15 protein-coding genes and 3 pseudogenes are annotated in these 14,405 nt (G+C 51.1%); 9 read left to right on the forward strand and 9 right to left on the reverse strand.

Annotated features, from left to right (window positions below; all coding sequences use genetic code 11):
- The 3 genes and pseudogenes from FDW95_RS23945 to ugpQ all read left to right on the forward strand — a co-directional run.
- Positions 1 to 134: pseudogene (locus FDW95_RS23945) on the forward strand (glycerol-3-phosphate transporter); the annotation flags it as partial.
- A gap of 1 nt (position 135) precedes the next feature.
- Complete coding sequence (locus tag FDW95_RS15795) at positions 136 to 1,206, forward strand: sn-glycerol-3-phosphate import ATP-binding protein UgpC (protein WP_115257275.1); 1,071 nt, start codon at positions 136 to 138, stop codon at positions 1,204 to 1,206.
- The gene (gene ugpQ, locus FDW95_RS15800; protein WP_115257276.1) at positions 1,203 to 1,946 is read left to right on the forward strand and encodes a glycerophosphodiester phosphodiesterase; all 744 of its coding nucleotides are present in this window, start codon (positions 1,203 to 1,205) and stop codon (positions 1,944 to 1,946) included. Before FDW95_RS15795 ends, ugpQ begins: the two co-directional genes overlap by 4 nt.
- On the opposite strand, the gene FDW95_RS15805 is transcribed toward ugpQ, so the two are convergent.
- Positions 1,943 to 2,386, reverse strand: a complete 444-nt coding sequence (locus FDW95_RS15805; RefSeq protein WP_115257277.1) for a DUF2756 family protein — start codon at positions 2,384 to 2,386, stop codon at positions 1,943 to 1,945. The genes ugpQ and FDW95_RS15805 overlap by 4 nt on opposite strands.
- A gap of 118 nt (positions 2,387 to 2,504) precedes the next feature.
- On the opposite strand from FDW95_RS15805, the gene ggt reads away from it, so the two are divergent.
- Positions 2,505 to 4,247, forward strand: a complete 1,743-nt coding sequence (ggt, locus tag FDW95_RS15810) for a gamma-glutamyltransferase (protein ID WP_115257278.1) — start codon at positions 2,505 to 2,507, stop codon at positions 4,245 to 4,247.
- Between the two features lie 72 nt (positions 4,248 to 4,319).
- On the opposite strand, the gene FDW95_RS15815 is transcribed toward ggt, so the two are convergent.
- The 7 genes and pseudogenes from FDW95_RS15815 to yhhY all read right to left on the reverse strand — a co-directional run bounded on the left by FDW95_RS15815 (position 4,320) and on the right by yhhY (position 8,548).
- Positions 4,320 to 4,571, reverse strand: coding sequence for a MarR family transcriptional regulator (locus FDW95_RS15815; RefSeq protein ID WP_234691894.1), 252 nt, complete (start codon positions 4,569 to 4,571; stop codon positions 4,320 to 4,322).
- Positions 4,561 to 4,871 (reverse strand): annotated as a pseudogene (locus tag FDW95_RS15820) (YrhB domain-containing protein). Before FDW95_RS15820 ends, FDW95_RS15815 begins: the two are co-directional and overlap by 11 nt.
- A gap of 41 nt (positions 4,872 to 4,912) precedes the next feature.
- Complete coding sequence (locus FDW95_RS15825; protein ID WP_115257279.1) at positions 4,913 to 5,170, reverse strand: hypothetical protein; 258 nt, start codon at positions 5,168 to 5,170, stop codon at positions 4,913 to 4,915.
- Between the two features lie 18 nt (positions 5,171 to 5,188).
- On the reverse strand, positions 5,189 to 5,683 hold the full coding sequence (locus FDW95_RS15830) for a YrhA family protein (RefSeq protein ID WP_115257280.1): 495 nt from the start codon (positions 5,681 to 5,683) through the stop codon (positions 5,189 to 5,191).
- Positions 5,684 to 5,704: 21 nt separating this feature from the next.
- Positions 5,705 to 6,859, reverse strand: a complete 1,155-nt coding sequence (gene tssD / locus FDW95_RS15835; protein WP_115257281.1) for a type VI secretion system tube protein TssD — start codon at positions 6,857 to 6,859, stop codon at positions 5,705 to 5,707.
- A gap of 271 nt (positions 6,860 to 7,130) precedes the next feature.
- Positions 7,131 to 8,015 (reverse strand): hypothetical protein, encoded by an 885-nt coding sequence (locus FDW95_RS15840; RefSeq protein ID WP_115259892.1) that lies wholly within the window; start codon positions 8,013 to 8,015, stop codon positions 7,131 to 7,133.
- A 44-nt stretch (positions 8,016 to 8,059) separates the two neighbouring features.
- Positions 8,060 to 8,548 carry an N-acetyltransferase gene (gene yhhY / locus FDW95_RS15845; RefSeq protein ID WP_096759242.1) on the reverse strand — a complete coding sequence of 163 codons (489 nt, stop codon included), beginning with the start codon at positions 8,546 to 8,548 and terminating at the stop codon, positions 8,060 to 8,062.
- 471 nt (positions 8,549 to 9,019) lie between these two features.
- Here yhhY and FDW95_RS15850 point away from each other — a divergent pair, with 471 nt between their 5' ends.
- From FDW95_RS15850 to gntU, 5 genes are all read left to right on the forward strand, one after another.
- On the forward strand, positions 9,020 to 10,057 hold the full coding sequence (locus FDW95_RS15850) for an oxidoreductase (protein WP_115257282.1): 1,038 nt from the start codon (positions 9,020 to 9,022) through the stop codon (positions 10,055 to 10,057).
- A 123-nt stretch (positions 10,058 to 10,180) separates the two neighbouring features.
- A complete protein-coding gene (yhhW, locus tag FDW95_RS15855; protein WP_115257283.1) occupies positions 10,181 to 10,876 on the forward strand; it encodes a quercetin 2,3-dioxygenase in 696 nt (231 codons plus the stop codon).
- Positions 10,877 to 11,004: 128 nt separating this feature from the next.
- Entirely contained in the window at positions 11,005 to 12,000 is a 996-nt protein-coding gene (gntR, locus tag FDW95_RS15860; RefSeq protein ID WP_096759245.1) for a gluconate operon transcriptional repressor GntR, read from the forward strand.
- Between the two features lie 140 nt (positions 12,001 to 12,140).
- On the forward strand, positions 12,141 to 12,671 hold the full coding sequence (gene gntK / locus FDW95_RS15865) for a gluconokinase (RefSeq protein WP_096759246.1): 531 nt from the start codon (positions 12,141 to 12,143) through the stop codon (positions 12,669 to 12,671).
- The gene (gene gntU, locus FDW95_RS15870; RefSeq protein ID WP_115257284.1) at positions 12,671 to 14,011 is read left to right on the forward strand and encodes a gluconate transporter; all 1,341 of its coding nucleotides are present in this window, start codon (positions 12,671 to 12,673) and stop codon (positions 14,009 to 14,011) included. Before gntK ends, gntU begins: the two co-directional genes overlap by 1 nt.
- A gap of 88 nt (positions 14,012 to 14,099) precedes the next feature.
- Here gntU and FDW95_RS15875 read toward each other — a convergent pair.
- A pseudogene (locus FDW95_RS15875) lies at positions 14,100 to 14,405 on the reverse strand (hypothetical protein); the annotation flags it as partial.

Genomic DNA, 14,405 nt, shown 5'->3' on the forward strand with positions numbered 1-14,405 from the left:
TCGCCACCGGTGAAGGTACGACGCAGTGGAACCACGTGATGGCAGCTATGCTGCTGACGCTTATCCCTCCGGTAATCATCGTGTTAGCCATGCAGCGCGCGTTTGTGCGTGGCCTGGTCGATAGTGAGAAATAAAATGGCTGGTTTAAAACTACAGGCAGTAACCAAAAGCTGGGACGGTAAAACCCAGGTGATTAAACCGCTGACGCTGGACGTTGCGGACGGAGAGTTTATCGTAATGGTCGGGCCGTCCGGCTGCGGTAAGTCTACGCTGCTGCGCATGGTCGCCGGACTGGAGCGGGTGAGCAGCGGCGATATCTGGATTGAAAATAAGCGCGTCACTGAGATGGAGCCGAAAGATCGCGGTATTGCGATGGTGTTCCAGAATTACGCGCTCTACCCGCATATGAGTGTGGAAGAAAACATGGCCTGGGGGTTGAAAATTCGCGGCATGAGCAAAGCGCACATTGCCGAGCGTGTGAACGATGCCGCGCGTATCCTTGAGCTGAGCGAACTGCTCAAACGTCGCCCACGCGAGCTTTCCGGTGGCCAGCGTCAGCGTGTGGCGATGGGACGGGCGATTGTGCGCGAACCGGCAGTATTCCTGTTTGATGAGCCGCTTTCCAACCTTGATGCCAAGCTGCGCGTGCAGATGCGTCTGGAGTTACAACATCTGCACCGGCGACTGAAAACCACCTCACTTTACGTAACCCACGATCAGGTCGAAGCTATGACCCTTGCCCAGCGGGTACTGGTGATGAACAAAGGCGTCGCCGAACAAATCGGTACGCCGGTTGAGGTGTACGAAAAACCGGCCAGCCGCTTTGTGGCGAGCTTTATCGGCAGCCCGGCCATGAACCTTCTGGACGGGCGTATCAGCGCCACGGGCCATCATTTTGAGCTGGAGAGCGGCATGATGTTGCCCCTCGGCAAGGATTATTCGCGCCATATTGGGCGTAACATGACGCTGGGTATCCGCCCGGAGCATATTGCGCTAAGCTCGCAGGCCGAAGGCGGCGTGCCACAGGTGCTAGACACCCTGGAAATGCTGGGCGCGGATAACCTGGCCCACGGACGCTGGGGCGAGCAGAAACTGGTGGTGCGGCTGGCGCATCAGCATCGCCCGACGGCAGGCAGCACGCTGTGGCTGCATCTGCCCGAAAACCATATGCATCTCTTTGATGGCGAAACAGGACAACGAGTATGAGTAACTGGCCTTATCCCCATATTGTCGCCCATCGTGGTGGCGGTAAACTGGCCCCGGAAAACACGCTGGCGGCAATCGATGTGGGGGCGCGATTCGGGCATACCATGATCGAATTTGACGCGAAATTGTCAAAAGATGGCGAGATCTTCTTACTGCACGACGACAACCTTGAACGCACCAGCAACGGCTGGGGCGTCGCAGGGGAGCTGAACTGGCAGGATCTGCTGCGCGTTGATGCCGGGGGCTGGTTTAGCGGCGAGTTCAAAGGCGAGCCGTTGCCGTTGCTTTCTCAGGTGGCGGACCGCTGCCGTCAGCATCGCATGATGGCCAATATTGAGATTAAACCCACTACGGGTAGCGAGGCACTCACCGGCAGAGCCGTTGCGCTGGCAGCGCGTGAACTCTGGGCTGACATGACGCCGCCGCTGCTGTCATCCTTTGACATTGAGGCTCTTGAAGCTGCACAGCAGGCCGCACCGGAACTGCCGCGCGGGCTGCTGCTTGATGAATGGCGTGACGACTGGCGCGAACTCACGTCGCGGCTGGGCTGCGTTTCTCTTCATCTAAACTATACGCTGCTGGATGAAGCGCGTGTCGATGCGATACGTGATGCCGGGTTACGCATTCTGGTGTACACCGTCAACCGTCCCCAGCGCGCGGCAGAGCTATTGCGCTGGGGGGTGGATTGCATCTGTACCGATGCCATTGATGTCATTGGGCCGGATTTTCAGCCCTATTAAGGCCCAATCGTTTTTAACGGCACGTTAGGCTGCGGCGTGCTGGAGGGCTTAAGCATGTCGCCGTTCTTTTTCTCCGACAGCATTTGCTGCTGTTTATTCAGCGTGCTGTCCGGATTGCGGTTGGTGTTTAGCATCCCACCGTTGTTGTTGGGTAGCATTTGCTGTTGGCTGGTATTCAACTCCCCCGGCTGAGACTGGCGCACGCGCTGGGAGTTGGTGTTGATTTGATTTTCCATATGCTGCTGTTGCATGCGCGTCTGCGTCTGCAACTGTTGGTTCAGCATCCCTTTCTGCTGAATTTGCTGTGATTGCATTTGTGTCTGCATCCGCTGCTGACTCGGGATCTGATAACCCGGTTTATTCGGGTTGTTCATGGTGTTGATGGGCTGTGCAAAGCCTGCAAACGGCAATAGCATGGCTAAAATCAAGAGTCGTTTCATCGCTTTTCTCCTCTCGGGGATCTCTTTAGTTTACTCCTTTCTCGTCGTTACGATGGTTATTTCAGAGTTATGCACCAGGCTTAGTGGGGGCAGACCCCCGTACATCTGGAGAATAACGATGATAAAACCGACGTTTATACGCCGGGTAGCCATTGCTGCTCTGCTCTCAGGAAGCTGTTTCAGCGCGGCTGCCGCACCGGCTGCGCCGCCAGTATCATATGGCGTGGAAGAAGATGTGTTCCATCCCGTGCGCGCGCAGCAGGGGATGGTTGCCTCCGTGGATGCGATGGCCACGCAGGTTGGGGTAGATATCTTAAAGCAGGGGGGTAACGCGGTAGATGCTGCCGTGGCCGTGGGGTATGCACTGGCGGTGACGCATCCCCAGGCGGGGAACCTGGGCGGCGGTGGATTTATGCTGCTGCGCACCAAAGACGGGAATACGACCGCTATCGATTTCCGTGAAATGGCGCCGGCTAACGCCACGCGTGATATGTTCCTCGACGATCAGGGCAATCCGGACAGTAAAAAATCGCTAACCTCGCATCTGGCTTCCGGCACGCCGGGGACCGTGGCCGGATTCTCGCTGGCGCTGGAGAAATACGGCACCCTGCCGCTCAACAAAGTGGTACGCCCGGCGATGAAGTTGGCGGCAGAGGGGTTTGTGGTAAACGATGCGCTGGCTGACGATCTCAAAACGTACGGCAGCGAAGTGATCCCCAACCACGAGAACAGCAAAGCTATTTTCTGGAAAGACGGCGAACCGCTGAAAAAGGGCGACAAGCTGGTACAGAAAAACCTGGCGAAAAGCCTCGAGATGATTGCCGAGAATGGCCCGGATGCGTTTTATAAAGGGGCGATTGCCGATCAGATAGCCGAGGAGATGAAGAAGAACGGCGGGCTGATGAGCAAAGACGATTTAGCCGCTTATAAAGCCGTGGAGCGTAAACCGATTAGCGGCGACTATCGCGGATACCAGGTCTTCTCGATGCCGCCCCCGTCCTCTGGCGGTATTCATATTGTGCAGATCCTTAATATTCTCGAAAACTTCGATATGAAGAAATACGGATTTGGCAGCGCCGATGCCATGCAGGTGATGGCGGAGGCGGAGAAGTATGCTTACGCCGACCGCTCTGAATACCTTGGCGATCCGGATTTTGTGAAGGTACCGTGGCAGGCGCTGACCAACAAAGCGTATGCCAAATCGCTTGCCGAGCAGATCGATATCAATAAAGCCAAACCCTCCAGTCAGATCAAACCGGGCAAGCTTGCCCCGTACGAAAGTAACCAAACCACCCACTTCTCGGTGGTGGATAAAGACGGCAACACCGTGGCGGTGACCTATACCCTGAACACCACCTTCGGCACCGGTATTGTGGCGGGTAACACCGGTATTCTGCTCAATAACGAAATGGATGACTTCTCTGCCAAACCGGGTGTCCCGAACGTTTACGGGCTGGTGGGCGGTGATGCCAACGCGGTAGGGCCGAATAAGCGCCCGCTGTCGTCCATGTCGCCGACCATCGTAGTGAAAGACGGTAAAACCTGGCTGGTTACCGGCAGCCCTGGCGGCAGTCGTATTATCACTACTGTGCTGCAAATGGTGGTCAACAGCATTGATTTTGGAATGAACGTCGCCGAAGCCACCAATGCACCGCGTTTCCATCATCAGTGGTTGCCGGATGAGCTGCGCATCGAAAAAGGCTTCAGCCCGGACACCATCAAACTGTTAGAACAGAAAGGGCAAAAAGTCGCGCTCAAAGAGGCGATGGGCAGCACCCAGAGCATTATGGTCGGGCCGGATGGCGCACTGTATGGCGCGTCTGACCCACGCTCCGTGGATGATTTAACGGCGGGGTACTAAGAATGACGGCCCTCTTCGGTGGGAGAGGGCTTACTTGGAAGGCTCAATATTTAACGAGCATAATATTTTAAACTAAAAAAGATGCTGTTGCTCTTTGATCAAGTTAAAGCCATTTTGGGCTACTTTGTAGCGTGGTCTTGATTTATCTTCACCATATACGACATCAACCAATCCGCTATTGACAAGGCTCGTTACGATATTCGCAACATTACCAAATCCAGAAACGCCTCTCGTATAAAGAGCACGATCCAAAGCTATCCAGTTCCAGTCAATATCTTTTTCAGCCATAACTTTCAGTACGTTAAGCTCTGTTTCAGTTATCATAGTTAATCGCATCCGAGTAAGCGTAGCTTCGTGTTTTTTTGCTTTCTTCGTAGTCTTTTAAATATTTCTCCAGCGGCCAGGCAGTGCCTAAATCAAAGATTTCACCACTATCTTTATCGATGATGAATGGAGCGTTTCCTGCCAGACGGGCAGCGTTGTCTCCGGTTTCAAGGTATTCCCTGGTCTCGAAGCAAAAAAACAACCTTCTGCAAACCGTCCATGGAGTGTGATAACGACAGGAGAATCCGCATCGTAAAGATATTTATTGGCTTTGTTTATGGCTTCTTCGTAAGAGATCATTAGCATTCCCCTTATAGAACATGACTTTATTGTTTTGCTCTCTACTTTTTTCGCTCAAGCCCAACATATTCAACAAAACCCTCCTCAGAATAAATATTCATTCTTATTCTGAGAATGTCTATTGTATCTTTTGCAAGTTTTTTAGGTATGAACAAAACAAAAACTCTGTCGTCACCATCAATAATTACTCCTGAGGCCAATTGTGATAATATTTCGTCTGGTAATATATAACCACCTAATGTTTTCTTGCTTATTTCCTTTGCTTTTTGTTCTAAAGCATTTAAAGACAATTTTCTCATTATGTGTCCTGGTATTTATTAACGAACAGTGTCTAGAATTTCATTTAAAAATTCAGTAAAGGATTTAAATGTTCCAAATACATTATCAGTGCCGATCTTATCTCTAATTTCAAAGAGACAGGTTTTAGTATCATAGGTGAATAACGAAATACTATCATCGCCAATGACTAATCGTTCAGCAAGATCAGGGTTTATATAGTCATCATTATTTCTATAAAACTCGTTCACTATAAATAAGTTATTAACTAAAGATTCTGGTATTGAAAGACTGAAAATCCTTAATCCATTATACTCAAACCCATCCATTGTTTCTAAGAATGTTAAATAATCAGGTTGATTAGAGAATAATATGCAGACTTCATCACATAATTGTTCGAGTGTCGGTGATGTTTCAGTTTTAGAGTTTCTTTTTGTGATGCTTTCAATAAATGAACTTTTTATGGCATCTTCTATAGGATAAGCAAAGTTATCCATCATGATTTTTAATTCAACAAGAAGGTCTTCAATCTTCATTTTTTCTTTAATCCTGCAATATTACTTAAGTGGGTAAATTGAACCTGAAGGGATTGCCCAGAGTATTGTTTTGCTTTCGCCGGGTAACATTTTTCTTGTTACATTGGATTGCATATTGGTAAATATTTTGTGATAGGGTTCGTTCTTTGTTAGTACTAAATTATCAAAGCTATTTGTTCCTCCATCATCTAATGGTAATTTATGGTGAACACTATAGTTATGAGGAACATTCCCGTTACGCATTCTTAAAAAATCTTCCGAATTAAATCTATTTGTGTAAATAGGTTTTTTGGCAAGGTCAATAATGAACTTTTTCCTTATAGTACTATCGAATTCCTTTCGTAATGCTGCTGCTTCTATTGGGTTTCTTCGGGTGTAATTTATTTCTTTTACGATTACGCCAGAAAGTAATTTGGGTTCGCCTCTTAGTTTTCCAAGATAGATGGTAATTTCATGATAATAATCAAAACTAGAACGTCTGGCTAACAAAATTGAACTTGCTGCAAGTAACGCACCTGTCGTTTTTTCATTCAGGACTTGATCATATCCTTTAATCGCATCGCCTCCCAGCTTTTCCGCCGTTTCCCTGAAACCGTCGATATTCCCGTTGTAGATCCCTCCGGCGGCAAGCAGTCTGCCAACCCCTTTGCTGTTTAACGTATTGAGGCCGTTGTCTGCAGGGGTTTTGGGAGGGGGGATAAACAGGCGGTTGTAGTTTTCGGGCAACGCCAGGTAGCTGAACTCAGTGTTGGCAATAAGATGTTTGCAAAGGATATATTCATAGTTGATGTTTATTGTTTCTGTATCTAAATTATTCTCGCTGAATTGGTATTGAATGGCTGATATAAATGCTCCCCGCAGTTGAATATAATAATACTTCTCCCATTTACCGAATCTATTGATGCGGTAGAAATAAAACTCCATATATAACTGCTCGTTGTTGTTAATAGCATTAACAAATAATTGGGTGCTTTTATCTATCAGTTTACAAAATCGCAGTCCGTGCAAATGAGAACCTGCGCCAGTACTGGTTATACTATTAGTTAACGAAAAGGTAAAAATTTCGTCTTCGTGCCCTATTTGCCAGCGGTTACCCACGGATGCAATGGTTCCACATCCATCAGAAATAGCCCCTTGCTGTTGTCCTGAAACCATCAGATAGACGATATCACTCATGAAATTCTTATCCTTTTATTACGTGTTATCGTAAAAATGGTAATTTTTCTCTTTGTTTTTATTTACGCTTTCTGATGGTGTTCGTATATAGCAGAAACAAAACGTTTCATTTTAAGTGAATATTCTTGAGGGGATTCTGAATATAAATAACCAAGGAGAGAAGTTTTTATATATTTAATAATGGGGGGATATTGAAAGAATAATTGTTGATGTTTTTTTATTCATATCAGTGGCCTACATCGTGCTATACGCTGTAGGCCTTATCTGTCAGCTAGGGAACGTACTGTTGCTGTGATTCAGACCAGCGATATATGCGACTGCTTTTATCCTCAAGGTTAACACGCTCTACGTCATAAAAACCGGCGGTCTTTGCCGTGCGTATTTTCAGGATGTACTTACTTTCGCTGATGTCGTGCTGTCGCGTTCCGTCCTGATTCCAGTCCCCGGCGATATCCTGATATTGGTAAACAAGGTTGGAAAACACGTTGATTATCTTGTTGTCTTTAATCGCGTAGAGCTCCAGCACTTCATAAAATGCACCGCCGCCGGAATACGCATTTGAGTACCCGCCGCGTACCCCGAATGCCAGGGTATCGGGTGCGATCCGATAAGGGGCCAGATCCAGTTTGGTGTAATAAGCCAGCGGTTTGACGGACTCATCATCACTCTGCGCTTCGGCGTTTTCATTCCACGTTGAGAGCTGGTCCAGCGGTTTTTCTGAACGTGCGATCGGCTGCAACTGTTGATTCTGCCAGGAGAAAACGCCGAGATATAATTTATTGACGCGGCTGGTGCTGTAATTTTCCGGACAGCCGTTATCTGCGCGTTTCCTGGTTTGTTCTGCCTCTGCCTGATTATCGGCAAAACAGGCGACGCCAATGTATTTCCCGTTTTTGCCCCAGGCTTTGGCACCGGTCATAATCAGGTTTTTGGGGTCTTCATTCGGCGCAACCCAGCTAATCCATTGCGCCACCTCTAACCCTTGCGGCAGTTCACCAAACCCTTTGGCGGGCGTTGCCCCCATCATTTGCTCGGCGAAAATCTGCTTGCCTTCCGGATGGTGAATGGCGTTGGGGATGGAATCCACATTTTGTACGGTCGTGGCGTAGCCGGGGGAAATCGTTGCCAGCAGAACCAGCGATAAAACCTTTTTCACGATGCGTCCTTTCAATAAAAAGGGCGAGATGACTCGCCCAACCATTACTTCACGCGCGCCATAAAGTACGCATCAACGTACTCACCGTTGCGCAGGCCATATTTCTTACCGGTCCCTTCGATTTCAAAGCCATACTTTTTGTACACCGCCACAGCAGGCTCATTATCGACAAACACCGTCAGCTCAATACGCTCGACGCGCAGCCAGTTGTCGCACATGTCGATCATGGTGCGGATGAGCGCGCTGGCGACGCCGCGATTTTGCCAGCGGGCATCTACGCAGATCCCAAAATCAGCGACGTGACTGCGGCGCGGGCGCTGGGTGACTTCAATGCATAAGTGCCCCACGACAATATCATCAATGCAGGCAACCAGTTGTTTGACACCGGTGCGCTCGGCGAGCCGTTCTTGCCACATCTCCATGGAAGGATGAGGAACCTGTAGCGTATTGTGATACACCTCCGGCTGGGCATGGATTTGACGAATGGCGTCGTAATCTTTCTTTTCAGCGTGGCGTATCACTATCTCACTCATTCCTTATCTCCTGCAGGGTTAATTGAGCATTTACACTCGCTGAGAAAGAAAATTCCGTCAACTGCATTTTTTTTGCAAAAAGAAGTAGACAAGTGCGAATGAGAATGATTATTATTGCTCTGCGTTCAGGGGAACCCTACGGAGAACCTGAAAGCACGACATTGCTCACATTGCTTCCAGTATTACTTTAGCCAGCTTTTGCTGGCTTTTTTTTTGGGGTTTTGTTTCAGCCTGGCTTACTTGCCATTTTGTCCCCGGGAAGTGCTCGTGCTCCTCACGTACATTTAGTACGCTCCGGGCCCTGCGCGCTTGCCGTGAACAAACTGACCGCGACGCCGCCGGCCGATCTTGAGGCTACTGCTTTTGTAGGCCGGATAAGGCCACGCCGCATCCGGCACGATGACAGGATGGATTCAGTCTCCCCCCACTTTGCGCTATGGTGTAGGCAATCACCTTCAAAAGGATTGCCTCATGGCCTTACACTGCGCATTCATTGGGTTTGGTAAAAGCACCACCCGCTACCATTTACCGTACGTTCTCAACCGCAAAGACAGCTGGCACGTGGCGCATATCTTCCGTCGTCACGCCAAGCCGGAAGAGCAGGCACCGCAATATTCACACATCCACTTTACCAGCGACCTCGACGAGGTATTAAACGATCCGCAGGTGAAGCTGGTGATCGTCTGCACACATACAGACAGTCACTTTGAATACGCAAAGCGTGCGCTGGAAGCGGGTAAAAACGTGCTGGTGGAGAAACCGTTCACACCAACGCTGGCAGAGGCAAAAGCGCTGTTCGAACTGGCGCAAAGCAAGGGGCTGATCGTTACGCCGTACCAGAATCGTCGCTTCGATTCCTGCTTCCTCACCGCCAAAAAGGCGATTGAGAGCGGCAAGTTGGGCGAGATTGTTGAAGTGGAGAGCCATTTTGACTACTACCGCCCGGTGGTGGAAACCCAGCCGGGTCTGCCGCAGGACGGCGCATTCTATGGGCTGGGCGTACATACCATGGACCAAATTATCTCGTTGTTTGGTCGCCCCGACCACGTTGCCTATGACATCCGTAGCCTGCGCAACAAAGCGAATCCTGATGATACCTTTGAAGCGCAGCTGTTCTACGGTGACCTGAAGGCTATCGTCAAAACCAGCCACCTGGTGAAAATCGACTATCCGAAGTTTATCGTTCACGGCACTAAAGGCTCGTTTGTGAAGTACGGTATCGACCAGCAGGAGACCAGCCTGAAGGCCAATATTATGCCGGGGGAACCCGGTTTTGCCGCCGATGATTCAGTGGGTGTGCTGGAATATGTCAACGATGATGGCATCACGGTGAAAGAAGAGATGAAACCGGAAGTGGGCGACTACGGCCGCGTCTATGATGCGCTGTATCAGTCGCTGACCACCGGTATGCCTAATTACGTCAAGGAATCTGACGTTCTTACTAACCTCGAGATCCTCGAGCGCGCCTTTGAACAGGCAACGCCTGCCACGATAACCCTCGCCAAATAGCGCTAAGTGACGCCTCTGGGCTTGTTCATTTTTTTTGAACAGAGGCGTCAATTTTCACCCTCTATGATCCCTGAGTGATTGAGTCCACACTGACTCCATCGAAAACATCTGGGGGTGAACACAATGATCTTCTTACGCAAAGCAAATGACCGTGGTCATGCAAATCATGGCTGGCTCGATTCCTGGCATACCTTCTCGTTTGCCAACTACTATGACCCGAATTTTATGGGGTTCTCGGCACTGCGCGTGATTAACGATGACGTGATCGACGCAGGCCAGGGCTTTGGTACGCATCCCCATAAAGACATGGAAATCCTGACCTACGTACTGGAAGGTGCGGTGGAGCATCAGGACAGCATGGGTAATAAAGAGCAGGTACCTGCAGGTGAATTCCAGATTATGAGCGCCGGGACGGGGATCCGTCACTCGGAGTACAACCCAAGCGACACCGAGAAGCTGCACCTGTATCAGATTTGGATCATCCCGCAGGAAAACGGCATTACGCCACGCTACGAGCAGCGCCGTTTTGATGCCGCGCAGGGCAAACAGCTGGTGCTGTCGCCGGATGCGCGTGACGGTTCGCTGAAGGTTTACCAGGATATGGAGCTGTACCGCTGGGCGCTGCTCAAAGATGAGCAATCGGTACATCAGATAGCCGCGGAACGCCGCGTGTGGATCCAGGTCGTGAAAGGCAATGTCACCATCAACGGAACCAAAGCGTCCACCAGTGATGGTCTGGCAATCTGGGATGAACAGGCCATTTCGATTCATGCCGACAGCGACAGCGAAGTATTACTGTTTGACCTGCCGCCTGTATAACGTGCTGTAACCCTTGTAGGCCGGATAAGACGCGACAGCGTCGCCATCCGGCTTTTCATCGTTTGTCATTAAATCCGCACGTCCGTGGTAAACTCGGGGAATCTATCCCTTTTTAACGCTTCAGGACGATGAAAAAGAAAAGACCCGTACTTCAGGATGTAGCCGACCGCGTGGGCGTGACCAAAATGACGGTCAGTCGCTTTTTGCGCAACCCGGAGCAGGTCTCCGTGGCGCTGCGGGGCAAAATTGCCGCTGCACTTGATGAGCTGGGTTATATTCCCAATCGTGCTCCTGATATCCTTTCAAATGCTACCAGCCGTGCTATCGGCGTGCTGTTACCCTCTCTCACCAACCAGGTTTTTGCTGAAGTGTTACGTGGCATTGAGGCCGTGACTGACCGCCACGGTTATCAGACCATGCTGGCGCACTACGGCTATAAGCCCGAGATGGAGCAGGAACGTCTGGAATCAATGCTATCGTGGAATATCGATGGCCTGATCCTCACCGAACGCAGCCACACCCCGCGTACATTGAAAATGATCGAAGTGGCGGGGATCCCGGTGGTTGAACTGATGGACAGCCAGTCTCCGTGTCTTGATATCGCCGTCGGTTTTGACAACTTCGAAGCCGCCCGCCAGATGACCGCCGCCATTATCGCGCGTGGGCATCGCCACATTGCCTATCTGGGAGCGCGTCTGGATGAACGAACTATCATCAAACAGAGGGGCTACGAGCAGGCCATGCGCGACGCCGGTCTGGTGCCGTATAGCGTGATGGTGGAACAATCTTCTTCCTATTCGTCTGGTATTGAGCTTATCCGTCAGGCGCGGCGTGAATACCCGCAGCTGGACGGTGTGTTCTGTACTAACGATGACCTGGCGGTCGGGGCGGCATTTGAATGCCAGCGCTTAGGGCTGAAAATTCCGGATGATATGGCGATCGCTGGTTTCCACGGTCATGACATCGGGCAGGTGATGGAACCGCGTCTGGCGAGCGTGCTCACGCCGCGTGAACGGATGGGCAGCATTGGCGCTGAGCGTCTGCTGGCGCGTATCCGCGGTGAAGCAGTCACACCTAAAATGTTAGATTTAGGTTTCACCTTGTCACCGGGCGGATCTATTTAAGCCGACAAGTTTGACGTAGCTCACACTTATACACTTCGAGCACGAATGGATATTGCTTCTCCATTTGTCCGGCTGGACAATGTTACCGATAACAGTTACCCGTAACAATTCCTGATTCTTGTACCAGTGGGGGCAACGCTTTGAGCACGACTAATCATGATCACCACGTTTACGTTCTGATGGGCGTATCGGGCAGCGGTAAATCTGCTGTCGCCAGCGAAGTGGCGCATCAACTGCAGGCCGCGTTTCTTGATGGCGATTTTCTCCATCCGCGCAGCAACATCACGAAAATGGCCGCCGGTGAGCCGTTGAACGACGACGACCGTAAGCCGTGGTTACAGGCGCTCAATGATGCCGCCTTTGCGATGCAGCGTACCAACAAGGTCTCGCTGATCGTGTGTTCTGCGCTGAAAAAACACTATCGCGACCTGCTTCGCGAAGGCAATCCGAATCTCTCTTTCATCTACCTGAAAGGGGACTTCGACGTGATTGAAAGCCGCCTGAAAGCGCGCAAAGGTCACTTCTTCAAAACGCAGATGCTGGTTACCCAGTTCGATGCGCTGGAAGAGCCGGGTGCGGACGAAAGCGATGTACTGGTGGTGGATATCGATCAACCACTGGACGGTGTGGTAGCGAGCACCATTGAGGTTATAAACCAAGGCAGTAAGTAGTGACTACATTAACGCTTGTTTTAACAGCAGTAGGGTCTGTTTTATTACTGCTGTTTTTAGTAATGAAGGCGCGTATGCACGCCTTCGTTGCTTTGATGGTGGTGTCTATTGGTGCAGGTCTCTTTTCCGGTATGCCGCTCGATAAAATTGCGGCCACTATGGAAAAAGGGATGGGGGGCACGCTGGGCTTCCTAGCGATTGTGGTCGCTCTTGGTGCCATGTTCGGTAAGATTTTGCATGAAACGGGCGCGGTCGATCAGATTGCCGTCAAAATGCTGAAATCCTTTGGTCACAGTCGCGCGCACTATGCGATTGGTCTGGCCGGTCTGATTTGCGCATTACCGTTGTTCTTTGAAGTGGCGATTGTGCTGCTGATAAGCGTGGCGTTCTCGATGGCGCGCCACACCGGTACCAACTTGGTTAAGCTGGTCATTCCGCTGTTTGCGGGCGTGGCGGCAGCGGCGGCGTTTCTGCTGCCGGGGCCCGCGCCGATGCTGCTGGCTTCTCAGATGCACGCCGACTTTGGCTGGATGATCCTGATTGGCCTGTGTGCGGCGATCCCGGGCATGATTATCGCCGGGCCGCTGTGGGGCAACTTTATCAGCCGTTACGTTGAGCTGCACGTGCCGGAAGACATTACCGAGCCGCATCTGGGCGAGGGGAAAATGCCGTCCTTCGGCTTCAGCTTGTCGCTGATCCTGCTTCCGCTGGTACTGGTGGGTCTGAAAACCATCGCCGCACGCTTTGTGCCGGTCGGTTCTTCAACCTACGAATGGTTCGAGTTTATCGGTCACCCGTTCACCGCGATTCTGGTGGCGTGCCTGGTGGCGATTTACGGCCTGGCCATTCGCCAGGGGATGCCAAAAGACAAAGTGATGGAGATCTGCGGTCATGCGCTGCAACCGGCGGGGATTATTCTGCTGGTGATCGGTGCTGGTGGCGTATTCAAGCAGGTGCTGGTGGATTCTGGTGTCGGTCCGGCACTGGGTGAAGCATTAACCGGTATGGGCCTGCCGATTGCCATCACCTGCTTCGTGCTGGCAGCGGCGGTGCGTATCATTCAGGGTTCTGCAACCGTGGCCTGCTTAACGGCGGTCGGTCTGGTGATGCCGGTGATTGAACAGCTGAACTTCTCCGGCGCGCAGATGGCGGCCCTGTCTATCTGTATCGCGGGTGGCTCTATCGTGGTCAGTCACGTGAATGACGCCGGTTTCTGGCTGTTCGGTAAGTTCACTGGTGCGACCGAAGCGCAAACGCTGAAGACCTGGACGATGATGGAAACCATCCTCGGCACGGTCGGTGCAATTGTCGGTATGATTGCTTTCCAGCTATTGAGCTGAGGGCATTGCCCGGTGGCGCTTGCGCTTACCGGGCCTACAAACGAGCACATTTCCACACCGTAGGCCGGGTAAGCGCTACCCGGCTTTTTTATAGCACGACCAACCCTTCTTCTGTTTTCAGCCAGCGCGGTGCTTTTAGCGTATCGGCGAAATATTCCACCAGATCCTGCAGTAAGTCACCTGCCACGCGTTCCATCTCGTCAGACAGCGTTTTACTCATCAGCAGGTGCGTTAATAACTGACAGTAGCGCCCCATCTGGTCGGGTTCAGGCTCAAAGAGCGGAGAACGGGTGGGGAATGTTTCCACCGTCAGGCTGGCTTGCAGGTGATGCGGTACAGGTTCTGTTAGGGTCGGTTGCAATAACGCGAGGCAGGCCGTCCCCTCTGCCCGCAT

This window comes from Citrobacter sp. wls718 (assembly GCF_005280945.1).
Classification (GTDB): Bacteria; Pseudomonadota; Gammaproteobacteria; order Enterobacterales; family Enterobacteriaceae; genus Citrobacter; species Citrobacter gillenii.